At 65.1% G+C, this 23234-nt stretch carries 30 protein-coding genes; 1 reads left to right on the top strand and 29 read right to left on the bottom strand.

Features of this window, described 5'->3' with window-relative positions; translation table 11 throughout:
- Positions 1–5: 5 nt before the first annotated feature.
- The 29 genes from G454_RS17040 to G454_RS0100010 form a co-directional block, all read right to left on the bottom strand.
- Positions 6–1079: an AAA family ATPase gene (locus G454_RS17040; RefSeq protein ID WP_051275718.1), complete on the bottom strand. Its 1074-nt coding sequence runs from the start codon at positions 1077–1079 to the stop codon at positions 6–8.
- Complete coding sequence (locus tag G454_RS0100135; RefSeq protein WP_027716943.1) at positions 1060–1890, bottom strand: NPCBM/NEW2 domain-containing protein; 831 nt, start codon at positions 1888–1890, stop codon at positions 1060–1062. The genes G454_RS17040 and G454_RS0100135 overlap by 20 nt, the downstream gene beginning before the upstream one ends.
- Complete coding sequence (locus G454_RS0100130) at positions 1887–2108, bottom strand: hypothetical protein (RefSeq protein ID WP_027716942.1); 222 nt, start codon at positions 2106–2108, stop codon at positions 1887–1889. The genes G454_RS0100135 and G454_RS0100130 overlap by 4 nt, the downstream gene beginning before the upstream one ends.
- Entirely contained in the window at positions 2096–2635 is a 540-nt protein-coding gene (locus tag G454_RS0100125; RefSeq protein WP_027716941.1) for a hypothetical protein, read from the bottom strand. The genes G454_RS0100130 and G454_RS0100125 overlap by 13 nt, the downstream gene beginning before the upstream one ends.
- A gap of 32 nt (positions 2636–2667) precedes the next feature.
- Positions 2668–3156 (bottom strand): metal-dependent hydrolase, encoded by a 489-nt coding sequence (locus tag G454_RS17030; protein ID WP_051275717.1) that lies wholly within the window; start codon positions 3154–3156, stop codon positions 2668–2670.
- A 6-nt stretch (positions 3157–3162) separates the two neighbouring features.
- Entirely contained in the window at positions 3163–3750 is a 588-nt protein-coding gene (locus tag G454_RS0100115) for a hypothetical protein (RefSeq protein WP_027716940.1), read from the bottom strand.
- 213 nt (positions 3751–3963) lie between these two features.
- Positions 3964–4536 (bottom strand): hypothetical protein, encoded by a 573-nt coding sequence (locus G454_RS0100110; protein ID WP_156896596.1) that lies wholly within the window; start codon positions 4534–4536, stop codon positions 3964–3966.
- 83 nt (positions 4537–4619) lie between these two features.
- Positions 4620–4916, bottom strand: coding sequence for a PDDEXK family nuclease (locus tag G454_RS17025; protein WP_051275716.1), 297 nt, complete (start codon positions 4914–4916; stop codon positions 4620–4622).
- Complete coding sequence (locus G454_RS21230) at positions 4874–5113, bottom strand: hypothetical protein (protein ID WP_156896595.1); 240 nt, start codon at positions 5111–5113, stop codon at positions 4874–4876. Before G454_RS21230 ends, G454_RS17025 begins: the two co-directional genes overlap by 43 nt.
- Before the next feature lie 51 nt (positions 5114–5164).
- Positions 5165–6994: a VirD4-like conjugal transfer protein, CD1115 family gene (locus G454_RS17020; RefSeq protein ID WP_051275715.1), complete on the bottom strand. Its 1830-nt coding sequence runs from the start codon at positions 6992–6994 to the stop codon at positions 5165–5167.
- A 6-nt stretch (positions 6995–7000) separates the two neighbouring features.
- On the bottom strand, positions 7001–7501 hold the full coding sequence (locus G454_RS0100095) for a hypothetical protein (protein ID WP_156896594.1): 501 nt from the start codon (positions 7499–7501) through the stop codon (positions 7001–7003).
- Complete coding sequence (locus G454_RS0100090; RefSeq protein WP_027716937.1) at positions 7413–7799, bottom strand: hypothetical protein; 387 nt, start codon at positions 7797–7799, stop codon at positions 7413–7415. Before G454_RS0100090 ends, G454_RS0100095 begins: the two co-directional genes overlap by 89 nt.
- A 402-nt stretch (positions 7800–8201) precedes the next feature.
- Entirely contained in the window at positions 8202–8441 is a 240-nt protein-coding gene (locus G454_RS0100085; RefSeq protein WP_027716936.1) for a hypothetical protein, read from the bottom strand.
- A 32-nt stretch (positions 8442–8473) separates the two neighbouring features.
- Entirely contained in the window at positions 8474–8818 is a 345-nt protein-coding gene (locus G454_RS0100080; protein WP_027716935.1) for a hypothetical protein, read from the bottom strand.
- A gap of 33 nt (positions 8819–8851) precedes the next feature.
- Complete coding sequence (locus G454_RS0100075; protein ID WP_027716934.1) at positions 8852–9217, bottom strand: hypothetical protein; 366 nt, start codon at positions 9215–9217, stop codon at positions 8852–8854.
- A gap of 19 nt (positions 9218–9236) precedes the next feature.
- Positions 9237–9539: a coiled-coil domain-containing protein gene (locus G454_RS0100070; protein WP_027716933.1), complete on the bottom strand. Its 303-nt coding sequence runs from the start codon at positions 9537–9539 to the stop codon at positions 9237–9239.
- A 125-nt stretch (positions 9540–9664) separates the two neighbouring features.
- Positions 9665–10714 carry a ParM/StbA family protein gene (locus G454_RS0100065; protein WP_084413155.1) on the bottom strand — a complete coding sequence of 350 codons (1050 nt, stop codon included), beginning with the start codon at positions 10712–10714 and terminating at the stop codon, positions 9665–9667.
- 130 nt (positions 10715–10844) lie between these two features.
- Entirely contained in the window at positions 10845–10970 is a 126-nt protein-coding gene (locus tag G454_RS22510) for a hypothetical protein (RefSeq protein WP_281168418.1), read from the bottom strand.
- 32 nt (positions 10971–11002) lie between these two features.
- Positions 11003–11239, bottom strand: a complete 237-nt coding sequence (locus G454_RS0100055) for a hypothetical protein (protein WP_027716931.1) — start codon at positions 11237–11239, stop codon at positions 11003–11005.
- Positions 11236–11499: an HU family DNA-binding protein gene (locus G454_RS0100050; protein WP_027716930.1), complete on the bottom strand. Its 264-nt coding sequence runs from the start codon at positions 11497–11499 to the stop codon at positions 11236–11238. The genes G454_RS0100055 and G454_RS0100050 overlap by 4 nt, the downstream gene beginning before the upstream one ends.
- A 74-nt stretch (positions 11500–11573) precedes the next feature.
- Positions 11574–12716: an S-layer homology domain-containing protein gene (locus G454_RS0100045; protein ID WP_156896593.1), complete on the bottom strand. Its 1143-nt coding sequence runs from the start codon at positions 12714–12716 to the stop codon at positions 11574–11576.
- Between the two features lie 68 nt (positions 12717–12784).
- Complete coding sequence (locus G454_RS0100040; RefSeq protein ID WP_027716928.1) at positions 12785–13237, bottom strand: Ig-like domain-containing protein; 453 nt, start codon at positions 13235–13237, stop codon at positions 12785–12787.
- Positions 13224–13466 carry a hypothetical protein gene (locus G454_RS21735; protein ID WP_027716927.1) on the bottom strand — a complete coding sequence of 81 codons (243 nt, stop codon included), beginning with the start codon at positions 13464–13466 and terminating at the stop codon, positions 13224–13226. Before G454_RS21735 ends, G454_RS0100040 begins: the two co-directional genes overlap by 14 nt.
- Positions 13467–13560: 94 nt before the next feature.
- Entirely contained in the window at positions 13561–16197 is a 2637-nt protein-coding gene (locus G454_RS0100030; RefSeq protein ID WP_084413152.1) for an Ig-like domain-containing protein, read from the bottom strand.
- Between the two features lie 24 nt (positions 16198–16221).
- Positions 16222–16395, bottom strand: a complete 174-nt coding sequence (locus G454_RS0100025) for a hypothetical protein (protein ID WP_156896592.1) — start codon at positions 16393–16395, stop codon at positions 16222–16224.
- A gap of 158 nt (positions 16396–16553) precedes the next feature.
- Positions 16554–16997: a hypothetical protein gene (locus tag G454_RS21225; protein WP_156896591.1), complete on the bottom strand. Its 444-nt coding sequence runs from the start codon at positions 16995–16997 to the stop codon at positions 16554–16556.
- Between the two features lie 52 nt (positions 16998–17049).
- A complete protein-coding gene (locus G454_RS0100020; RefSeq protein WP_156896590.1) occupies positions 17050–17667 on the bottom strand; it encodes a hypothetical protein in 618 nt (205 codons plus the stop codon).
- Positions 17654–20056: a DnaB-like helicase C-terminal domain-containing protein gene (locus tag G454_RS0100015; RefSeq protein WP_084413151.1), complete on the bottom strand. Its 2403-nt coding sequence runs from the start codon at positions 20054–20056 to the stop codon at positions 17654–17656. Before G454_RS0100015 ends, G454_RS0100020 begins: the two co-directional genes overlap by 14 nt.
- A gap of 364 nt (positions 20057–20420) precedes the next feature.
- On the bottom strand, positions 20421–21491 hold the full coding sequence (locus G454_RS0100010; protein ID WP_027716922.1) for a hypothetical protein: 1071 nt from the start codon (positions 21489–21491) through the stop codon (positions 20421–20423).
- Positions 21492–21859: 368 nt separating this feature from the next.
- On the opposite strand from G454_RS0100010, the gene G454_RS0100005 reads away from it, so the two are divergent.
- The gene (locus G454_RS0100005; protein ID WP_027716921.1) at positions 21860–23095 is read left to right on the top strand and encodes an IS110 family RNA-guided transposase; all 1236 of its coding nucleotides are present in this window, start codon (positions 21860–21862) and stop codon (positions 23093–23095) included.
- Positions 23096–23234: the final 139 nt, after the last annotated feature.

Genomic DNA, 23234 nt, shown 5'->3' with positions numbered 1-23234 from the left:
CGCGCCTACTCTAGAAAGTCCTCGGCCCGCAGTTCGCCCGCTGGCCTGCCCGCCATCACGGCCCTCCTGATGGCCTCCTCCACGAGCTTGCGGGCGTAGCGGCCGTTGCCGAGCTCGCCGATGCGGGGTTGCACGAAGTAGAAGTGTTCCAGGAGCCAGTCCTCGGCGCCGGGGGCCAAGTGGAAGTTCTGCTTCCGGGCCTCCAGGCGGGCTATGGCCAGCAGTTCTTCCGGCGAATAATCGGGAAACTCTATGGTGAAGGCTATCCGGCTCTCCAGGCCGGGGTTCACCTTGAACAGTTCCCTCGTGGGCTCCGTGTACCCTGCCAGGATGACGCACACCCTGTCCCTGTAGTCCTCCATCAGCTTGACCAGCGTTGACAAGACCTCGCTGCCCTGGGTGTCGTAGCCGTACCAGTCCTTTTTCGCCAGGGCATAGGCCTCGTCTATGAAGAGCACCCCGCCGAGTGCCCGCTTCACCGCCTCTTCGGTGAACTTTGCCGGCTCGCCACGGTAGACCCCCGTCAGCTTGCCCCTGTCGACTTCCACTAAGTGCCCGCTCGGCAACACGCCCAGCGCGGCGAAGAGTTCCCCGACGAGCCTGGCGATCGTGGTCTTGCCCGTGCCCGGATTACCGGTAAACATCATGTGCAGGCTCTGCTTCAGCGGCGGCAGGCCCATCCTCCTGCGCTCGCGGTTGGCACGCACCACGGCCGCGACTTCCCGCAACTTTTCTTTCACTTCGGCCAGGCCCACCAGGGAGTCTATCTCCCGCCAGACCTCTTCGGGGCTGCGCCTCCTGGGCCTGGACTGGGAGGGAGGAGGGGGCGCGGCGGTAGTGGCCCCCTCCTCCCCCGCCACGTGCCCCGCGGCCTGGCCCTGCCTGGACACCCACCAGCCCGCCAGCGTGAGGCCGAGCCACACGGCGTAGGTCAAGGCCAGCGGGAAGCCCTTCTTGTGCAACAGCGAGCCCGCAAGCGCGCCGCCCACGAAGCCCGCCCAGCGCGGCCAGTTGGGCCACTTCGCGCTCAGGCGGTCGAGAAAAGTCTCCGGGTCGAACCTAGCCCTGGGTTGCTCCATTGCCCGCGCCCCCTTCCTGTTGCGCCGGAGTTAAGGCGATTTCGTATAGCGCCAGCGGGTAGGGCACCGTGGGGGTGAAGCTGTACTTCCCCTCCGCGGCCGACAGCGCCTGCACCCGCAAAGTCAACACCCTCGCCCCGCTCAAGTCCAACTCCAGCGGGCGGTCTGCGGCCCTGCCCATGGCGGCGTCATCGGCGGTCACGACCGTCTCCCAGACCTTGCGCCCGTCGAGGAAGAGCTCATACTTCCCACCCGGTTTACCGCTCCCCTTCGGGGGCAAAAAGCCCACCTGCGCGGCCAGGTGGGTGTACTTACCGCCGAGGGGCCAGGTGACCGTGGCCGCCACGGGCCTCACCTCCTCCTGCCTGGTGGCCCAGATGTTGCCCCAGGCGGAGGGTTCAGCGGGGGAGGGTTCTACCACCAGTACCCTGCCGGGCGGCAGGACGCCGCCGAGGGTCACTCCCGTCACGTTTTCGCGCTCCCCCACGCGCAGCGGGCCGCTCACCACGGGCCGCACGCCCAGCAGGGGCGGCGCGGCCTCGTGCTGCTGCCCCACCTCTTGTTGCTGCTGTGGCGGCGGCGCTGGCGGCGAGTGCAAATACAGCGAAGGCACGAGGAAAGCGAAGAACACCGCCAGCAGCACCGCCCCGAGGAAGGCCATGCGGGGCCGCTCGCGGGCAAAGCCTGTCAACGCTTGCAAACTCTCCCTCACGAACCTCCCGGCAAAGCGCGCCAGCAGGCCCGCGGCTTTGCCGGACAAGGTAGCGATAAAGCGCAGGGCCACCAAGAAAAAGGCAAAGCGTCCCGTCACGCCGCCTCACCTCCCTTTTCCAGTCTTAGTGTGAACTCCCAACCGCAGGCCTCGAAGCCCACTGCCAGGGGGTGTAGGTAGCAGTCGAAGAAGCTGGCTAGCCTCTCAAGCTCCCCCCGGCCGGGCAGGAGCACTTTGCCCACCGCCGGGTCGGCCCGGCCCGCAATGCCAAGCCTGGCCAGCAGGGCCGAGACCTCTTCGTAAGTCAACTCCGCCACTCTGCCCACCTCCCCAATGGCATTGCAATGTTCTCCTCGTAAAGCCTTAAAAACTTCCTTGCGGGGGCGTCCAGGGGCACGTCCCCGCTAGCAATAGCGCGGTACAGCCCGCTCAAAAGCTTCAGCGCGGGGCGGGAGGAGTAGCCCTCCGTCCACGAAGAGTACACGAAAATCGAAGAAAAAGTCCCGTATGCCCCGGCCAGCAGGCAGCCAAACGGCGCGGCCTCCTCCCTGCCGGTCGCCAGTACGTTTAATGCACCAGCTCCCCTTGTGCCGGGCGGTAAGGGGAAGCCCGCCGCGGCGTACTCCCCCAGCTCCTCCGCCACCAGGAACACGTGGCCCAGGCGGTAGGGGCCTACCGTGCCGTAGACCGCCGCACTGCCCAGGCCAAAGACACGTGACCCGAAGGCCCTGGCGTAGCCCTCAGCCAAGGCTACTGCCAGCGCGGCCCTCTCTTCTAGCGCATCGCCCCCGGCTTTGAGTGCAGTCTCAATCCCTTTAAGCAGTTCGATAACTACCTCCCTCAACGCTTCACCTCCTCCCTGGTTGCCTGAATTTGCTAAATAAGCCCCGCCAACCTCAGCGCGCCCAGCGCGAAGAGCGCCGCCGCGGGCCACTCCACAAAGGGGTCACCGGTAACGAGTGGGCCCCTGACGTGCCACGACTTCACCGGGGCCAGGGGTTCTATGCCGCTCCTGGTCAGGGCGTCGAGCGCCAGGTGCGAGAGCGCCCCGACAAAGAGGGCCAGGGCCGCAAACCACACGGACAGCGCCGCCAGGCCCCGCAGGCACGCCGCCAGCAGCGCCCCCAGGCCGCCCAGAAACAGCGCGAACCAGAGGGTGTGCGTCACAGTCCTGTGCCCCGCCAGGTTTTCCAGGAGTACCGCCACGGGCCTCAGCCTGCGGCCCGCCCAGGAACCGGGGTGGTCTACGTCCGGCAGCAGCCCGCCCAGGGCGCCCAAAGCCATGCCCAGGTAGGGTTCGCCAGCCAGGTGGCCCAGGGCCGCCCCCACGAAGGCGCCGGCGGCGGCGTGGGTCTTGCCGGTCATGCGCGGTCACCTCCTCGATGATACTTCTTGGCACAGCTTGAAAAGTCTGTACGACAGCACCTCTCCCCCGCAGGCTTTCACTGGGCCGCCCCGCTTTCCCACGCCCGCCGCTATCTGGCGGGCTAACTCGCAGGCGTCGAAGGGCACTAACTCTTCCCCGCGCAACGCCCAGACAGCCGCAGAAAGCCGCGGGTACCGGGCCACCAGGGGCAAAAGGTCCAGCAGGGCCGCGGGCACGAACTCTTTCGCCCCCGCAAGCGCCTCCGCCCGCACCTCTTTGCCCCGGGCCAGCAGGGAGGGCACCACCTCCTGGGCCGTGCCTGCGTGGAGGCACGGCACCAGCAGGTGCGGGGCCTCCACAAGGTAGCCCGCGCCGCCGGGCAGGGGGCGCGGGACCGCGCCCAGCTCGCAGCCCGCCCAGCCCGCAAGGGCCGCCAGCGCCCAGGAGAAGGCCCCCAAAAGGGCCGGGTCGCCCCGCACCAGCTTTTCCGGCCAGCCCTCCCCGGCGGCGGCGACCCTCTTCGCCAGGTGCCTGGCCGCGAGGGTGAGGCGGCCCCGCGCGAGCGCGGCCAGCCTCTTGTCCGCGGCGGTCATTTTTTGCTTCCCTCCTTCCCCGGCCAATCTCCCCAAATTTGAGGAGAGTGGCCACTAATAGCTCTCCGGCAACCGGTCCAAAACTGGACGGATTGATTTTCCACCCGCCCGCCGCGTGCTGTCCGTTTTTCCACCGGCATACGGCAGGCCAGTCCGCCCGGAAAAAGAGAGGGGCCGGGAGGGGTGTCCCCTCTCCGGCCCCTTTCCCCCTCTTTACCGCCCGGGCGGCAGGAACACTACCGTTGCCCTGCCGGGCATCTGTTTGAGGTATTTCAAGTCTTCCTCGGAAAAAGGGGCGGCGACCGCCACCAGGTGGTTGGCCGCAGGACTCGAGCCAATGCGGATCATGTTCCAGAACAGCGTCCAACCCCCCTCCACGTAACGGAGGGCCGGCCTGCCCTGGTCACCCCCGGTGGTTTTCAAGCCCCCCTCCGACCAGCGGCGCAGCTCCTCCACGCCCGGCGCGAAGAGCGCGATCCTCTCGCCCCTCGCCCGCGCGGAGGCCATGCGCTCCGCCAACTCCCGCGCGGCCTCCGGGTCCGCCTTGGCGCCCCAGGCGACCTCCACCACTTCGACCCCCGCCCCCCGGAGCTTCGCGGCCAGGGCATTCCTGCCGTACCCGGCATCGGGTACGAACACAATAGCCGTGCCGGGCTTTTGAAAGTGCTCCAGCAGCAGGCGCTCGGGGTCGGGTTCGGCCCTGTACCCGGGCACGTCCGCCAGCGGGCAACGGCCTGGGTCGATGCCGCAGGGGTACGCGGCTACATTCATTGCGCACGGCAACATCCAAACTCACCTCCTTTCCGGGGAGTGTCCTGCAAAAACAAAAAGGCCGCCCGGCTTTTCCCTTTACCGGACGACCTTCCCGCCTACGCTAACCTCTCCTTGGCCACGAAGCCCTCTTTGTCCCGCCACAGCCAGGCTTCCCTGGTCACTCCGGGCGGCGCGGGCACCCTCTCCAGTTCCCGAAGGGCACTGGCCAGGCCATTGCTGCCCCTCCTGGTGCGTCTCACCTGGATTAACCGCACGCCGTCCGGCCCCACGGCCACCAGGTCGACCGGCCCCTTCGACCCGGCGGCCCGCACCACAAGGTAGCCTTGGCGCTCAAGCTCTTCCCTGGCCTTCAGTTCGGCCCGGTAGCCCCGGCGGTAGTTGCGCCCCGGCACGGCTTAAACCCCTCCCCCCGCCCGGTGCTCTCTCCCGGCACCCCCGGCCTGACCACCACCCAGCCGCAGGGTGGGTGGGCAAACGCCCTCTCTCCCCAGTCGAGGCTGCGGAGATCCAGCGCCGCGCCGGGGGCAAACCGCACGACCCGCTCTCTAGGCCCCGCGGCCAGTTCCTTCCCGCAAACCGGACACCGCACTGTTTCACCCCCCGCAAAAGAAAAGGCCCGGCGCGCCTTTTGCCGGGCCCCCTAGATGCCCAGGTCGGCGAAGGTGTCCTCGCTCTGCTCTCCCCGCTCCGGCCCTCCTCCCAGTTCCCGCCCCGGTTCGGGCTCGGGCTCGGGTTCTACGGCCCTCTCCGCGGCCCTGCCCCTGCTCCGCTTCGGCTCCTGCGGCGCGGCCTCCGCCTTTTCGGGCCAGGGCGGGAGCGCCACGGCGCAGTCCCTCACGCCGGTAAACATCTCCGGGTTGGCCTTGGGGCAGGCCATGATCTCTTTTGACTGCGGCAACTCAGTCCACGCCAACTTCTGCATGTACAGAGGCTTCTTGCCGCGGAGGACAGCCACGCAGTCGTCTTCGGGGAGTTGCAGGAGTTCCCAATCGAACATCGTCTCCACGTCAGCGGTCGCTTCGGTTTTCTTTGGCGTCTCCAGCTTGTTCCAGGGATAGGTGACGTCCCTGCGCTCCGTCACCCTGCGCACCTTGGCCCCGCCCATTAGGGACGTAAACCACCTGGCAGTTTCCAGGTCGTCAGTCGCTAAGCATAACTTTATCGGGCAGTTGCCCGCAACAGCACTCCACATGCGGTCTTTGCTGTAAAGTCCCTTTAGCTGGCCGATGTTTTGCAAGATTATGTGCCCGTACAGGCCCCGGCCGCGGCCAAGGGAGAAGAGCTTGTCAATATCGGGTATCTTCCCGATGTTGGCAAACTCGTCCATAATGAAGCGCACCGGGACCTTCAGTCTACCGCCATCAGCGTCGGCCTTCTCCCGCAGTCGCCTGAACATGAAGGTGTAGAAGGGTACCAGAATTGCACGGTAGTCTCCTTCTTCAGGGAGTATCATGAACAGCGCGGTCTTCTCTTCGCCCAAACTCCGCAGGTCGAAGTCGCTCCTGCTGGTCAGCGCGGCCAGGCGCCCCTTCACCAGTTCCCGCACCTTGTTGCGGACGCCCTCAACGTAGTTGTCGTAGTGCCCCTGCGCCGCGCTCCACGTCTCTATTGCGTCCTGCGGGACTTTGCCTTGGCGGAAGGCCTCCTTGTACGCTTCGTCCGCCGCTTCCTGGGGCCAGCTTAAAAAGGACAGCGCGGCCCGCAGGTGGCGGTATTCCTCTGGCAGTGCCCAGCGCACATACGCCACCGCGGCCAGGAAGACGTTCTTTTCACCGCCGCTGAAAAAGGCATGGTCGTCGCCAGCCGACGAAATCAGCCAGTTGGTCAAGTCCATCATCTCATCCCAGCCGCGGCACTCCAGGATGGGATTCCACCAGTGGCTCCGGGAAGGGTCAATTAAGTTGAACACCAGCACCCGGTAGCCCTGCCTCTCCGCCAGCCAGAAGCCCATGTCGCGCAGAAGCTCGCCCTTCGGGTCGGTTATGACCATCGAGTGCCCGTCCATTGCGCCAGCTATGATGTCGTTTCTCACCAGGGTGTAGGACTTACCTGTGCCCGTAGCGCCCACTACCAGCATGTGCCCGGCCATCTTGACCTTGCCCTTCTCGGGGTGGACGCGCACGATGCGGCCATTGAGCTTGCCCAGCGGGATCAGCCCGTTGCCGGGCCTAGGCGGGCCGAACTCGCAGTGGCTCGCTATGTCCGCATCGCCGGCCCAGCCGCCCTCTATAACCTCCATGCCGCGCACCACGCCTGGGCCGTGCCGTACAGACCGCCTGGCCCGCAAGGCCCCCCAGGCCAGCGCCGCGAGCCCCGCCAGGGCCAGCACGAACAGGGCCTTGTGGCCCGGCAACGCCAGCCAGGCCAGGAACCGCTCCCAGAGGGCCTTCAGCACCAGCAGGCCGAGGCCCGCCAGGAGCACGTAGCCCAGGAACTCTTCCCAACTAATCTCCTTACCGCTCTTTGCCACGTTGCGTCACCTCCTCTCCCTGGTTCTTCTTTCCGGCGTCCTCTCCCTAACCCTCTGCCCGGCCGCGGGCCTTTCCCTTTGCACCGGGCACAGCTCCCTCAAAGCCCCCAGGTCGCCCGGTGTGGGCCGGAACCACACGCGCTTCCCGGTAGCCCGGTCGTAGGCGTAGGGCTTCACCAGCAACCACACCGCGCCGCTGGCCCTGTACCCGGCGGCCCAGTCGAGCCAGGCGTTGTGGCGTCCGGCCAGCAGGTTCGCCGCCACAAGCGCCACGTCCTCCGGGCGGTTGTAGGGAGAGGCGCGGTACCAGGCCAGGCCCGGGTGCAGCACGAAGGCGTACAGCTTCGGGATGGCCGGCCTGGGGTTGGCCGGGTACGTACCCGGGACAAAGAACTCCGAGGGCCGCAGGTGCGGGTACTCAAGCCTGCTGTCGCCCAGCAGGCGCAGCGACCTCAGCACCCGCCTTGCCGTCCGCTCCCTCCCCAGCACCAGGAGCTTTACCATCACGTTGCCTCACCTGCCCTTCCATTCGCCTCAACTGCTCCCTCGCCTCGGCCACCAAGCGCCTGGCAGCGTCCCTGGGACTGCCCGGAGACAACAGTTCCGCCACGCCCCACAAGGCGGCCCTGGCAAACAGCTCCGCACGCCTGGCCACCTCCAGGCTGCCGCGCTCCTCCAGGAACCTCTCCACCGCCAGCGCCACCAGGCCCGACACGGGCGCGTGCATCTCCGCCGCCAGACGGCGCAAAGCCTTCGCCTGGGAAGGCGGTAAGCTAATGGACAGCTTCTCACGCTTCTCCCTCAAAGGCACACCACCTCCCGAATGCCTGTTTGGGTTGTTTTTTCTCCCGATACCCCCGCCTCCTCGGCCCCCGGCCTGCGGCGGCGTCCCCACCCTGCCCTTCCTAAACCTTCGGTTTAGGCGGGAGTGTGCGTGGCACTCTGGGCCACACACGCAGCAATGCCTGGCGGTATTCCGGCCGCCCGCTTCCAGGCAGCCGGGAAAGCGGGCGGCCGCCTGGCCCATGCAAGGCAACCGCGGCAACAGGGCAACCAGGGCAGGCCCGGAACACCACGGAGGCAAGGCGCCACAACGCACAGCGCCACACCGCGCGCCCCCGCCTAAGCCTTTGGGCTTAGGAAGGGTGGGCGTGGAAAGCGCCGCCGCACCGGGAGGGAGGAGGCGCGGGGCCTTCGGGAAACAAAATCAGTCCCGGCCTTCCATGCCAGGCCCTCCCAGGTTAGGGCCAAAGGGCAGCCACGTCCTGCCCCCGCACTTTGGGCAGGGCACGCACCCCTCGCCCCCGCACCGCGGGCAGCGCTCGTCGAGGCCTCCGCACTCCGGGCAGGGCACCGTGCCCGGTAACAGGGTGTCGCTTTCCGCGCACTCCGGGCACCGCGCCCGCAGGCCGCCCCAGGAGGTACGATAGACCCCGGGCCTCGCCATCCGCGCTCACCTCCTTTAAAACTAGTGGCCCGCTACAGGCTAGAAAGCGCCCGGGAGAGTTCACGCAAGCCGCGCTCCGCCTCGCCGGTCAGGGCATCCAGCGGGCCAACGCCACCGGGGCCGCCGCAGGGCACGCCCAGGGCCTTGCACGCCGCCGCGCAGCCCCAGTCCACGGCACACCAGAAAGCGTCCGGTTGGGTGAGGAAAGCGAAGGCTGCAAGGGCCAGGACGACGCTGGCCACCAGGCCCGCGAAGCGCCCGAGGACGGGGGACAGCAACGCCCACAGTAGCGCCCGGAGCGCGGTGAACGCCAGCGCCAGCACCGGCAGGGCGAAGGCAAGCTTCTGGAGCTGGTAGAAAGTGCTCAGAACCGCCACCACAATCACCTCCCAACAAAAAAGCGCGGGGAGCTAGGCCCCGCGCCTCCTCTGGTGGTGCAGCCAAGCCACCGCCCGCAGGACTTCCCCCGCACGCTCCCAGGTGAGGGTGCCCTGGCCTCCACAAGCTGGGCAGTCGGCATAGCCCTCATCGCATTCGGGACAACCCTCTGGGCTTTCGCCGCAGGCCGGGCACGGCAAATAGCCCAGGCCCACACAGGCAGGGCACTCCACGCGCACCCCGCCGTCATGCCAGTGCAGGGTCAATTTGTCCGGCATCGGCAAATACGGGCCGCGCAGGACACCGGGCTCACCGCCGGGGAAGAACTCGCCCAAAGCGTGGGCCAAGCGGGGATCAACCCCGTCCCATCCGTTGGCGAGCCGCACCACGCTCCCCACCGCACTCACCCCCCTTTCATCAGAACATCCCGAAAAAGCCAGCGGCATCGAACCTACCGCCTGGTTCTCCTTGTTGCCGTTGCCCGGGGGCCTGGCCCAGCGCTCCCCCCGCTTCCATCCGGGCCTCCAGGGCCGCCAGCTTCTCCTCTAGGCGGGCCAGTCGGGAAAGCGCCTCCCGAAGCATCTCCGACTGGGCCTCCAGTAGAGGGGCCAAGTTAAGATAACTCCGGGCCAGCGCGGCCCGGTAGCCGGGAGGCGCGGCCCAGATGAAATGGTTATCCGGTAGCCAAAGCTCCAGTCGTCTTAACCCTTTTCGCCCCATCTCGGTACCCCCTTGTCCGGTTATGGCTACCGGGAGCAGGCAAGAAGACCCGGCGGGGCGCGCACGCATACCGGACACGCCCCGCCGGGAAAGGCCCCCTCACCCGCCTGTCACCTGGCTTCCAGCTATCCGGTAAGCGCCCGCAGGAAGCCCAGGGCGTTGGCGAAAACCGGGTCGGGTGCCTCCACCACGCACGGCAGGCACGCCGCTAAGCGCTCTTTCAGCAGTAGCGCGCCGCCGCCCGCCAGGATGGTGGCACTCACGAACCCTGCACGGTTGCCCCAGGCCCCAAGCACGCGCTGGGAAATGGCCTGCGCGGCGTCCGCCAGGGCCCTCTCCACGGCCGCCGAGAGGTCCACCGCTCTGCCCTCGTACACCACGCTCCCGGCACGTGCTGTTTCCTCCCACATCTCTGGGGGCAGGGGCGCGCCCGTCCTCGCTTGGAACTCCCGCGCCACTGCCTTGTGGACCAGGTGGACGCCCACCTCAGCGCTACCGCAGCACTCCAGCACCGGCTTGGGCTCGGCCCGGCCCGGCAACTTTTCCAGGAGTAAGTAGTCGGTAGTGTAGGTTCCCACGTCCACGACACCCACCAGGCCCTTTTCGGGCAGGAGCTCCGGGAAGGCCGCCACCACGCCCGCCCCCTGGGGCAGCACCAGGACCTTGCGGAAGGAGACATAGCGCTCCTCCCCGCCGTCCATGCTCACCCAAGCGGACAGCGCCTCCAAGCGGGCCCTCAAAGTGTCCCTCTGGGCACGGTAGAAGGCCAGCGGCAGGCCCACGGCCAGGTCAACTTGTTGCGCCGGGAAGGGGCTGGCGCTACCCGCCCCCACCAGGTAGGCCGCCGCGAGCAGAAGGGTGTCGTGCATGTCCGCGGGCTTGTTTTTCGCCAAGGTCGTCACCGCCGCCGCGCTCCTGGCCGCGGCCTCGCCGACCAAGCGCTCTTCCGCGCTCCCGTCCAGGCGTCTGACCCGCACCCGGTGGCCCAGGTTATCTTCCATGAACCCGCCTAGCGGGTCGTGCGTGGCGGGGGCCACTACACTCGGAAAGATGGCGCGGTGGCCTGAAGAGGAAATTGCCTTCACGTAGCCGTAGCCGATGTCAGCGGCCACGGCGGGCGTGCGGGCCGAAGCCTGCGCCGCGGTAGCGGGACGCTCTAAGACCGCTACGTTCACGCCAGTTCACCCCCTCAAAAATTTTGTTTCGACCTCGTAGTATGGTAAAATTCCCTCAAGAAATCGCCACCACTCTCACCTCCTTCGGCCCGCCGGGCGCACGACAAGGCCCGGCGGGCTTTTTCCCCGGTCAGGCCAGCGGCAGCACGAGGCCCTCCCGCGCCAACTCCAGCACCAGCTCATAGGGCAGGGCCAGGGCCTGTGCCACGCACTCTTCACAGGCCAGGCCGGGGCAACCCACACAAGGGTCAAGCACCCTTTCACCTCCCACCTGTGCCCGCCAGGCGTCTACAAAGCCCGGCGGGCCTTCTTTTGCCCCGCGCGGGCCAACAAATACTGCGCTACACCCGCGTCCAGTCCCGCCAAAGCGAAGACCGCCGCGGGCCAGCCCTCGCCCCGGGCCGCCTCTTTCAGGAAAACCCAGGCGCTCTCCCGGTACTCACGCGGCACCCTGCGGTCGGTCAAGTCCTTCGCCGCCCGCAAGACCACCGCCAGGGCCAGGTCACGATAGCCCGCCGCGGTCACTGGCCACCGCCCCCCTTCTCCCGCAGGGCACGGAGCAACTGCTTGGCGGGCTTGAAGGCCACGCGGGGGCCTTTTTTGCCCCGCCGGGGGTAAAAAGTGCCCAGGCCCGCGAGGTGGACTTTTTTCCCGGCGGACACCGCCTCCGCCAGCACTGCCGGGAAATGCACGAGCAGCAGTTCACGGCAGTCCTTGTGGTAACAATTCATTCGCCGGGAAATTGCCCGCACGGCTTCCCTGGTATTTACGGCCCCAGTCGCCACACCTACCACCTCCCGCAAAGGTTTTCTCGCAAAAAAGAGAGGCCCCGGCTAGGACGCCGGGGCCTCTCTTGGCGCTACCAACCCAAGGCGCGGAGCAAGCGCAGTAATACCGTCAGCGCCTCCGCCCTGGTAATGTGTGCGTTCGGGCGCAGGGTGTTGTCCGGGTAACCCGAAAGCACGCCGTTGCCAACCGCGGCCTTCGCCCAGTCGGGCACGTCCTGGGCGTCCCGGAAGGGAGCCAGGTCAGCGGGTTCATACCCGGGCAGGCGCTTCAAAAAGTTGCTCACCATCACCGCGGCCTCGATGCGGGTGATGGGTTCATCGCCAGCGAAGTCTCCCTGCCCGCGCCCGCTCGCCAGGCCGGACAACAGGGCCGCGGCTATGGCGTCCGAAGCCCACTCAGGCACGCCGCGCACCCCGCTGAGCACCCGGGCCTTCTCTTCCGGCTTCGGGTGCGTCAGGACGCTGTACAGCTTTTGCTCACCTTCGGGCAGCAACCCAAGCGCCCTGGTCAGCACCGCAACGAACTCAGCCCTGGTTATGTCCCTGTCCGGGCCACAGGGACGCTCCAGGCTGGCGGGATCCTTCGGGTTCGGGTAGCCCTCGACCAGGGCCAGGCCGTTCATGCGGTTTATCGTCACCTCGGCCCAGTGGCCCTGGACGTCGGTAAAGCGCGGCTGTTTCACCGCAAAGACCGCCACCCAACCGCTGTACCCGCCGTCGTTCAGGGCCTTGACCGCCCTGCCGTCCGGCTGCGGGTAGCTGGCCAGGGCCACCCACTTCTGGTATTTCTGGTTCCAGTAATAGACCCGCGGGGTCAGCCCTTTCGCCCTGGCCTCCTCCAGGCGGTCGCTCCTGGTGATGTCCACCAGGAACTCCGCCCCGGGCTTCACCCCCTCGCCGCCCGGCGCGTAGCCCACCCTCACCGCCCGCGCCACCAGCGGCACGTGGCCGGGCCAGCGGGCGATGAACACGCTCTCCGGTATACCCTCCACGGGGGGCGGGCCCTCCTCCTGGCCGCCGCCAGTGTCACCACTGGAGGAACTACCGCCCGGGCTGCCGCCGCCAGAGCTGCCGCCCGAACTACCGGAGTCCACAACGTTCAAAATTGCCGTGTCCTCTAGCACCGTCCCGGCCGCGGCGGAAAAACAAGGCAGGCAGGACGCCAAGACCAACAACACCGCCACCAGCACTAGGGAGAGAAAACGCTTGGACAACAAGATGTCACCCCCTCAGAGTTTTTTGTCCCAAAAAAGAAAAGCCGACCCCGGCGAAAAGGGGTCGATTAGAGTTCGAGAATAGCCTTCACGGTTGCCCGCCCCGCTTTTTTGCCCCGGAAAAGACCTTTCGCTGGTTCGGGCGTTGCGAAATCCGTGCCGTCCGCCACCACCCAAACACACCGCTCTGTGACGTCCTCTTCCGTGCCGTCAGACCAAATTAGGTACGCCCGGTACTGCTGGACTTCGCCCACTCTGATGGTGGCTTCTGCCGGGCGCACTTCTAACCGCACTGGCGCTATCACGGTCAGTTTGGCCGTCCCGGTCAACCCCTGCCAACTTGCCACCACGTCAGTCTGCCCCGCCGCCAGGCCCGTGGCCAGGCCGCCCTGTGCGCCCTGGCCGATGGAGGCTACCGAAGCATCCGACACAGACCAGGCCGCCTCCCCGGTCACGTCCTTTTCAGACCCATCCGAAAAGGTAGCGATGGCCCGGTACTGCACCGTTTCACCTACCTTCACCGTGGCCTCCGGCGGCTCCACACGCAACGAAACGGGTTGCGGGGGCGGGGGGGGTGTCGTCAATGACGTTCAGCACCGCGCTCCCCGTCAGCGTGATTGCGTGCGCGGCCTGCACGGGGAGCACGAAGGACAGGGCAAAAGCGAGCAAAGCGAACAGGGCAAGCACTTTCTTTTTCCGCACGACTACCACTCCTCCCTTCCAGGTTTTTCCCTCCCGCGGCAAGCGCACCGCCTCACCTCCCTCCCAGCGCGGGAGGGCCAATTGCTTCCAAAAAAAAAAGCAAAGCCCCCGGCAAGCAGTGCCGGGGGCCTCATGCTTGCTCCTACTGCCCCTGCCAGACCGCTATGACGTCCACCCTGCCCGCCTTCAGCCCGGTCGCCAGGCCGCGCCCTTGGCCTTCCGTGGTCACGGAAGCGACGGACGGGTCGGAGACCGACCAGGTACACTCCTCCGTGACGTCCCGCTCCGTGCCATCGGAATACACCAAGTAGGCCCTGTATTGCTGGCTCTCGCCCACCTTCACCGTGGCCTCGGCCGGCCGCACCTCGAGGCGGACGGGCACGGGCTGCGGCGGGGGCGGAGGCGGCTGCTGCTGGTCGGAGAGCTTGACCAACAGAGTTTGCCCGATCTCGGTGTCCTGCGCGGCAATGTAGAGGGATCCGAACTCCGCGGGTTGGTCGTAAGTAAATCGGTCGTAGATGACGTCCGTCACCATCCTGGGTGCCTTACCGCGCAACCAGGATAGGACTGCGCTCAGCTTGACCTCCCCGCCGCTCCCAAAAACCAGGTACTCGGTCCCGCTCACGCTGGCCCCGCTGTAGACCAGCATGCCGTCCGCGCAGGCACCAAGCACCGCGACACGCTCCACGGTCCCGCCGGGGGAGAGGGGCAACCTGGTCTCCTCGTAGGCACCGGAGGCAAGGTCAACGGTGTACCCGGCATAATAGAGTTTCCCGCCGGATACCACCATATAACCTTTATTACCCAACGGGGCCGGGAGCTGTGCATTCCACCTTAGTGCCCCATCCGGGCCAAAGGCGTACAGCACCGCGCCGGAAAAGCCCGCGTCCTGGGCGGCGTAGAAGCCCGTGGCGTCAGCGTGCAGGCACACCACGTTGCCCGCCGTAGCGCCGGCCTGGATCGGGACCTTGCCCAGCACCGCCAGGTCGGCAGAGGAGAAGTCCACCACGGCGATGCTGGACCCGGTGGCCACCACGGCCCTGTGCCCGTGCAGGGCCAGCTTGCAGGAGGCGTTGGCCCAGGTGGCGTTGCCGCCCAGGGCGTCCGTGAGGTCCCAGGCCCCCTTCAAACGGCCGTCCGGGCTGAAACGCCAGACGACCAGCGCGGTGCCGGAGCTGAGACCTACCGCCGAGTCGCCCACGGCGTAGAGGATATCGCCGTCAGGCAGGAACTGCGGCGGCGCGGGCACCTCGCCCGGCACGGCTATCTCGCCCGGCAGGTAGCAACTCCAGGCAAGCGTGCCGTCAGGGTTGTACCGCTCCAGGTAAAACCCGGAGTCATCGCCCCTCACAGCGTACACCCCGCCGTCCGGCCCCACCACGGGGGCGGAGAACCAGCCCGGCACCTCCCACAGCACTTTACCGGTCGCCTCATCGTAAGCGGCCATGCCAGAGGCCGTGGAGGCCACCACGAAGCCAGCGCCGCGGGCAATGCCCCGCACCCTGGTGTCGTTGCCGCCTGGCAGCGGGGCCTCCCAGGCCACCTTGGGGTCGCTCAGCGCCTTGGCCTCAACTGCGGGTGGCGAACTGCCGGGCATGTAGGCACCATCAGCTACGGGCGGGTTCACCTCGATGACCAGTTCGATGGCCTCGGCGTTGAGGCCGTCCTGGCCGGAACCGAAGTGCCGGACAGCACCTGGCAGGAACCGCAGGGCCAACGTGCCCTGGAAGGCCGGGCCGAGCACGCTCAGGGAGTCGTAGTTCCTGCCCAGGAGCAGCCGGTTGCCCGGCTCGCGCGCCAGCAGGAATTTTCCGCCGCCCTCGCCCGCGGGGTCGGCGGGGTCACACGTGCCCGTCCAGGTGCGCTCGTACAGCGGCGTCCGCACGGTCAACTCCACCTTGGAAGGGTCGGCCACCTCCACGGGGATGTCAAACTCCACGGCCGGGTTGAGTTGATCCGGCCTGGCGTACCCGGCGTAGCCGCCCCCGATGGTACTCGCCATGCGCAGGTACGCTTTCGTGCCCGGCTCCGGCGAGAGCTTCACAGCGTTGGGAGCCTTGGGCCGCACCATGTAGGTCAGGTCGGGCGTCTTCTCAGGCAGTTCCGCGCCGTCATGCCCGCGGATAATAGTAGGCGGTATGCCCGATAGGGTTACCTGCCCCGCTGGGAATCCACAGGGTTTCTTCAGCTTCACCGCGGTCGGGTCGGCGGGATCCACCTCGCCCCACTCAAAGCTGACCCCGCTCCCGTTTAAATTGTACGCCGCCAGCTCGCCGCCCGTGAGCACCACCGGCCGGTCGAACTTGACCCGAACTTCCGCGTCCGGGTCAATCTCGCTGCCCGGCGCGGGGGTGACCTCCACCACCTTGAGTTGCGTGGGCTGCTGCGGCGGCTGCGGGACCCGCACCGTGACGGTAACCTCTGCACGCAAGTCCGTACCGTAGACCTGCGCCGCCACAGTCACCTGGCCCGGTTCTTGCGGGGCCGTGAAGGTGGCTTTGGCCTGGCCTTGGTCATCGGTCACCGCGCTCGCGGGATCGACCGTGCCCGCCGCAACCGAAAAGTCCACCTGGACGTTCGGCACGGGCTGGCCGTAGGCGTCCTCCACCACGGCCACCAGGGCCGCCGTCCCGCCAGGCGGTACCTCCGCGGGGTCGGCGGCGAGAGTTACCTTTGCCGGGGCCGCCTGCCCACCCCCCTCCTGGGCAACGGCGGACGGCAGGGGCAGAAGGAGCAGTAGCAGGGAGAGAAGCAAAGCGAAGAGCCTCTTCGCACTCACGACAGACCACCTCCAGTCAGTAGTTTACTTTCCTTCCAGCGCCCTCCCGATCTCCTCCGCGGCGTTCTTCACGTGGTCGCGGAGGTGCAGGAAGGCCGTGACGATGATTATGATCGCCGCGATGGTCACGACGATCCACGGCACGCTCTCCCCGGTCTCGCCGAGGAGAAACCGCTTGAAAATGTCCACCACGGGCATCCCTCCTTCCCGGATTTTTCGCCCCTCCCCGCGCCCCGCCGGCAACCACGCACACGCACCACCCCCTCCCCGCCAGGACTACAGCGGGCCGCGGGAAAAGGCTCCCTAACAAAAAAGCCGGGCCGCTCACGCCCGGCACACCAACCTTTCTCCCGACCTCATCGGTACGCCGCTACCCGCCCGCGCCTGAAGCGATAAATGTTAGAGGGATCCGGGTGCGGCAACTCCGCAGGGCCGGGCACGCGGAAGGGCACCGCCTTCCCGCCCGGCAAGGGTTCCCTGCTCGGGGGGGCGACCAGGACGCCGCAAGAGGGGCAGGGGACCCACAACCCCTCGGCCAACCTGCTGCAGAAGGGGCAGCGGTCGACCTCGTAGCAACAATACCATATACCTGAGTAACACACCACGCAGATGTAAAACCTGGCCATGTCCCCATCCACGCAGACCACGTAGCGGGAACCACACCGGGAACAGTACCACGGCGGCCGGTCTTCCAACCACGAGGCGTAGTAATACGTCCTATCAGGGTCGCTCTCCCAGCGCAAGTACAGCGCTGGCTTCGGCTTCCCCGGCACCAGAACAGCCCTCCGGCGTCGGGCCAAGCAGGATCACCTCCTTCCCTCAGCCCCTACTAAAAAAGGCCAGGTCTCGGTCTCACGCCCGGCGACCCGCCAACCGCTCCAACTTCTCCTGCCACTCTTCCGCGCTCAGCCAGCCCCGCGCAGTCCGCACCAGCACCGGACCCTTCTGGTTAAAGAGGCGATCCAGGGACGCGGCCTGGGCATCAGTAAGATCCCAGACCCGCTCAAACCCGCCCCAGGCCGCCTCCGCCTCCTCGAAGCCCAGCTCCCGCTCCTGGCACTGCTCCCCCTGCTGCCAGCCCTGGCCCTGTTGGCCCTGCCCGGTAGCCCGCTCCCAGGCCGCACGCAGCTCCCGGCGGGCCAACTCCCACTCCGCCCACGCCTCCTCCTCCGCCCAAGGCTCCCAGGCCCAGGCCAGCTTGCACCGCTCCTCCGCGGCCAGCACCCAGGCCGCAAGCGCCGGCGCGTTCTCCTTCGCCCAGGCAAGCGCCTCCTCTTCCCAGGAGGGTCGCCAGTCCTGGCACTGGCCCCGCTGACCTTCCTGGACCTCCCGCACCTGCCCCAGAGCAGGGGCAGGTGCGGGTACAGGTATAGGCGCAGAGGCGGGGGCGGACTGCGCTAAAAGCCGCCGCACTCCAGTATAAGGCGCAAAAGCTGGTGCTTTTTCGCTGTGCCTCCTAATCCTGCGCACCATTCCCCGCCCCCTTCTTCCTAATCGAAACCACTTTCTTCTCTTCCGTAGAAGAAGAAGTCGTGGGCAACATAGGTCCGGGCGTGTCCGGGAGGGTGTTTATTCGCCCGGTCAGCCCATCTAGTATTAGCGGCACCGCCTTGCCCACGTTCCCGCGCCAGCGGGATTTCAGAATATTCACCTCCAGTAGTACCCCGCCCCAGCTAGCCGCCATCGCCAGCGCCGCCTGCGCGTCCAGGCTGTTCTCGCTGCCCTGCGGCGTCCAGTACCATCCCTCCGCAGGCGCAGCAGGTGCCACACCCTCAGCCGCCACCTTCGCCCCGGCGGCCATGCTGGAGTTCCAGAGGCCCAGTACCATCTGCGAATACTGCTCTATCCCCCCGCTCTCGCGCAGGTCCGTCAGGCGGGGACGCTGGGAATACTGGAAGTTACCGCGATTAATCTGGGCCGCTGCGATTACCGCTATGTTTAGGTCCCGACCAAGTTCATGCAGGGCTTTCGCAATTGCAGTAACTTCCTGCTCCCGCGTGGCGTACCTGGAACCATCCGGTTTCTCAGGAGGCAAAAGCATTTGCAAGTAGTCCACAAAAACCGCCAGCACCTGCTGACGCTTCATCACAGCCCACACTTTCGCCCTTAGTTCGTCTGTGCCCACAGGGTCATCAAAAATGAAAAGTCTCTCCCCACACAGCCGGACCAGCTCCTGCCTGGCTTTAACCACTTCCGGCGCGAACCCCTCCCGGTACTGGCGCATAACTTCTTTCATGCCCACACCGGCAAGGACGCCGACCAATCTGGCCCAGATGAGAGGCGCCGCGATTTCACCTGTCCAGAACACTATTGCCCCGTCCGGATATGCAGCTAGCCAGGCCAGGAGAAGCGCGTAGAGGAAGGTGCTCTTACCGTGGCTGGTCCCCGCGGCGACTGTCGTCAATCCGCCGGGGTCCACGCGAACCAAAGCATCCAGTGTGGGCCAAGGAAAGCGCAAGCCCGCCGGAAAGGCGGCCAGGTAGCCCTCCAGGGCGGATACGTCCGCAGGTTCAGGAGGCGGAGGTTCCTCCAGCTCGGCGAGTTTGCTGCGCGCCTCATCGGCCACAACAAAAATCCGGTCGTGTTTGCCTTCTTTCAGCGCTTCCTGCACCTTCTTGGCCACTTCGGCCAGGATTTCTTCGCGGCGCCTTTCTTTCTTTTTGGCCGCCAGGCGCTCCACCGCTTCGGCCAAAACAGGCGCGGGAAGCCCGAAGGTGGATGATGCTTCGTCCAGTACCTCCCTAGCCTCCAAGGGGTACCTCGCGCTAAGCGCCTCCGCAAAGTCCAGCGCCTTCTCCAGCGCCGCGTCCCGCTCCTGGTCGGTTGCGCCCGGCACAGGTGCCAACTGCCGCACAAGCCACTTGTGGCCGCTGGTGGCTTGCCTGATGGCCTCCCGCACCGCATCCGGTCCGCTCTGCCGCAGGAGTTCATCAGGGTCCTTGGCACCGCGCAGGTCGGCAACGTAGGTCTTTGTCCCGCCGGAAATTAGCACCCGCACAAGATCCATTGTCCCGGCCCGGCCAGCGGCATCGCCGTCTAGCGCCAGGATTACACGCGGGAAGCCCGCCAGGGTTTTTGTCTGCTCCCCGCTGGCCCGCGCGCCGCCCAGGGCCACCACGCCTTCTATGCCCGCCGCGGCAAGGCTTTCCGCATCCAAAACACCCTCCACCACCACCGGGACCTGGCCGCGGCGGAGGCGATAGAGGCCCCACAGGAAGGTGGACCTACTGAAACCTGGAGAATACTGGTACTTCGGCTCCCCGCCGTCCAGCCGCCTGCCCGCGAAACCTAGTATCTTGCCGCCTCTAGTACGCGCAGGAATGAGAAGCCTGTACTCCTGCGGTGGAAGTTTTAAACCACCAGGCGCCGCGCATCCAGGGTGAACACCCACGTCCATCTCCCGGATCAGGTCGTCACCGTACCCCCGCCCGCGCAGGTACTCCAGCACGTCCGCACCCTCCGGCCCCCAGAGGGCCGCGCGGCACTTCTGCCACCACTCCTCTACTTGCCGTGCTTCTTCCGCTGCCTGCCGGGCTTTCTCCGGGTCACCGAAGGCCAGAGGCGGCACGCCTGCCATACGTGCTAACTCTTCTATGACCTGCCACCCGGAAAGGCCATTCTGCTCTAGAGCCTGCCACCAGGTAACTAGGTGGCCGCAAGCGTAACAAAAACCGTAAGGACGCCCGTCTGGCATGTAGAAAGACGGGTGCTGATCACTATGCGCCGGGCAGCAGGCCACGTAGCCGCGCCCGGAACGCTTGAAACGGGCAAGGTGGGAAAAAAATTGCTCGTGGCTCAAGCGCGGGTAAACTTCCTCATCAAGCCAGCGCGTTAACTCGTCCACACCAACCACCTCCACAAAAAGAAAAGCCGGGGCGGGCGCGCAGGCCCATCCCCAGCTGGAGGTGGTTGGCTCCTTCGGGTGGCCTCGGATACCCCCCAGGGGGTGCCCGAAGCCGCGTAAAATCTGGACTTTTGCCCCCCTTGAGGGGGGCTATGGGGGGTGTAGGGGCCGCCCCCTTTAAAAGGGGGCGGCCCTATATATGTGTATCTACACAGTCTACAAGATCTACGGACCGAACAGAGAACCCATGAAGCCAGGTGTATCAAGGCTTCCCGTGTTCGGGGGTTTCGATATTACCTCCCAATTTCTTCGATATTACCTCCCAATCTCTTCGATATTACCTCCCATTCGGCTTCGATATTACCTCCCATTCTTTTCTTCAGTACCCCCTTGGGGTATCTCCTTTCTGGGGAACCGCTTTCCCTGTCAGGTGGATCTCGTATACGTCATCCTTGCGGTCGTAATTTTTGACCATCACCGGGTGCAAAACCTTGATCACGTTCTCGATTGAGCGGATAAGTTCGGTCCTGTGGCTGTTTTGGAAACCCAGGATCTCGGCCAAGGTGTTGGTGCTTAAGCTCACACGCTCCAGCGGGACCCTCGCGGCTAGGTAGTAAATCAGGTTTTTGACCGGCGTTTTCAGCCTCCTTGGGGCCTTGTGTGCCGCTTCCAGCGCCAAGGCCGGTACGGGAGCGGGAGGGAGGTGTACTATTGCCCACGCATATGGTTCGGTCAGGCATATCCTCAGCGGTTGCTTATTTCGCGGGATATTTCTCCCGTCCACCATAGTTAGGCGCTCCCACCAGGAGATGAACCCGAAAGTGATTTCTCCCTTTTCTTTCACCTTACCGCCTTGTATTTTCCTGATGACCGGATGGTTTTGGATAGTATACCACCTGGCCACCAGTAGCGCGTTTTCTAGATCTTCTCTGGTGGTCGTGCCGCCCCAGGCCAGTCCTAAGTTTTCGGCCAGTTTTCTGTAGCTGGTGACTACAACACGGTCCGCAGGAAATCCTTGTTCACGGTACATATGGCTTACTATTAGAATTAGGTCGCGGGCAAGAGGCGCAGCAGTTATGAACGTTTCAAGGATGTTTGCGGGTATGAGGAAAACACGTTTGTCACCTTCCCACTGCCAGGTTACCGCTGTAACCTTCTCTCCCGTGTGCGTCGTTGTTGTTTTTTCTATCCCTTCTTCGGGAACGCGTGCCAGAGCAGAATCGCGTGCGGCATTCTTTTCTACCAGCAGTACCTTTCCCCCGCAGTCCCACTCCCACCTTCCCGCACCCGCGGCCATCCCCGCCAGCACCGGCACCAGGACCAGCGCCAGCGTGGCTATTGTGGCCGGGTCGTGGTGGGCCAGGGCCAGCAGGCCGGTGGCCAGCGCGGCGAGGGGGTCGGCGAGGATTGCGCCGCGGTCACTGCGTAGCCAAGCAACAAGCGCGTTCAATGCGATTTCACCTCCTCGTATAATTTAGTCCGAAGGTTATCAATAACCCCAGCCAGGAATTCTTAAAGGGTTCTTGATAACCTGGTGTGCCTCTGCGAAGATCAACATAGGTTGGTCCGGGGTCACTCTAAGCACCTCCTGTAGCCCGGTTAAACCCGGTGACTACTTAGGAAAGAGTGAGACCCATGCGGTGCGGCGCATATTTCTTACGCGTGAGCTGAGCCAGCAGTTCACTTGGCCCCTGGGCTCAGCAGACCAGGGGTGCACCCCCAAGTGTACTGTCAAGCTCTCATCGCCCCGCGAGGTTGTTACGCGCCGCACCCGCAGGGCACACCCCTAATCTGGGCCAACCCAAGGAGGGATAACCCTTGGCCCAGGCCATCTTCGCAGGCATTGACATCAGTGCCCTTAAGTGTGACTTGGTATGCCTCGATGAGCAAGGGCACCAGCTCGCTCCTGCTAAGTCTTTCCCTAACGACCTTGAGGGCGCTTCTACTTTGGTTGAAGTGCTGGATGCCCTCGCACGTAAGTTCAACATCCAGCAACTTCATATCGGGTTAGAGGCCACTTCGGTCTACGGCGTCCACCTCCGCGAGTTCCTCCTGGACGCCACCCAGCTTATGCCATACTCTACCAGGGTCTATGAAATAAACCCTGTTATGGTAGCCGGTTTTAAAAAGGCTTTCGGCTCAAAACGCCCTAAAACAGATGCTCTCGATGCTTACATCATTGCGGAACGAGTGCGCTTCGGGCACCTCACACCCTACAGCCGCGAAGCCACGGTTACCGAACCCTTACGCCAGCTTACCCGCCTCCGCCTCCACCTGGTAGAGATGGTGACGGCTGAGAAAAACCGGGCCCTAAACCTTCTCTTCCTCAAGTTCTCTAACTACCGTAAGGACAAACCCTTTAACCATACTTTCAGCAAGGCTTCCCTAGCAGTTCTGCAGGAGTTTACACCAGACGAACTGCTTGAAATGCCACTGGAAGAATTGGCAGAATTCATCCAGGCCCACAGTAACAACAAACTGGTCTCACCAGAGGAGGTGGCTAAGGCCCTAAAACAGGCAGCTAACCGTGCTTACCGGCTTAACCCCAAAATGCTTGAAGCTTGCGAGGTGGCCCTTTCCCTTACCCTGCAGAATATCGACCACCTCAAAAAGCAGCTCAAGCAGCTGGATAAGGTTATTTGCCGGGAACTAAACGCTATTCCTCAGACCCTGACCAGCGTAAAGGGCTTTGGCCCCGTCTCAGCTGCCGGCATCATCGCCGAAATCAGCGACATCAAGCGCTTTAAAGACCAAGCTGCCCTGGCTCAATATGCAGGCCTTACCTGGACCCGCTACCAATCAGGAGATTTTGAGGCCGAAGAACGCCGCCTGACTAAAAGTGGCAACCGCTACTTGCGCTATTACCTGGTCCAGGCTGCTAACTCGTTGCGGGTGCACAACGAGGAGTATAAGGCCTACTACCAGCGCAAATACCACGAGGTTACCAAGCACCAGCATAAACGGGCGCTGGTCTTGACTGCCCGCAAACTGGTAAGACTGGTCTTTGCGCTGCTGAGCAAAGGCCAAATCTACAAGGGGACGGTGGTGAATTAACACCCTTAGACAAGACCTTTCTCACACTCCTTTTGCCAACTGTTACCAGATGGTTGGGAGTAGGGTAATTATTGTCTTCTTTAATCCGTGCTTCTCTAAATCCCATTTTCTGGTCCTTGACATCTTACCGTGAGTCTTT

The sequence above is a fragment of the Desulfovirgula thermocuniculi DSM 16036 genome (genome assembly GCF_000429345.1).
In the GTDB taxonomy this organism is placed as follows: Bacteria; Bacillota; Desulfotomaculia; order Desulfotomaculales; family Desulfovirgulaceae; genus Desulfovirgula; species Desulfovirgula thermocuniculi.
The sequence above is the reverse complement of the archived record's forward strand: the minus strand, read 5'-3'. Positions and strand labels throughout refer to the sequence as shown.

Bases quoted from the DNA above. Each gene is read 5' to 3' on its own strand.
- G454_RS0100115 (WP_027716940.1), bottom strand. From the start codon at position 3,750: ATGACCGCCGCGGACAAGAGGCTGGCCGCGCTCGCGCGGGGCCGCCTC.
- G454_RS0100110 (WP_156896596.1), bottom strand. From the start codon at position 4,536: ATGTTGCCGTGCGCAATGAATGTAGCCGCGTACCCCTGCGGCATCGAC.
- G454_RS0100070 (WP_027716933.1), bottom strand. From the start codon at position 9,539: ATGGGGCGAAAAGGGTTAAGACGACTGGAGCTTTGGCTACCGGATAAC.
- G454_RS17030 (WP_051275717.1), bottom strand. From the start codon at position 3,156: ATGACCGGCAAGACCCACGCCGCCGCCGGCGCCTTCGTGGGGGCGGCC.
- G454_RS0100025 (WP_156896592.1), bottom strand. From the start codon at position 16,395: ATGCCCGTGGTGGACATTTTCAAGCGGTTTCTCCTCGGCGAGACCGGG.
- G454_RS17040 (WP_051275718.1), bottom strand. From the start codon at position 1,079: ATGGAGCAACCCAGGGCTAGGTTCGACCCGGAGACTTTTCTCGACCGC.
- G454_RS0100085 (WP_027716936.1), bottom strand. From the start codon at position 8,441: ATGGCGAGGCCCGGGGTCTATCGTACCTCCTGGGGCGGCCTGCGGGCG.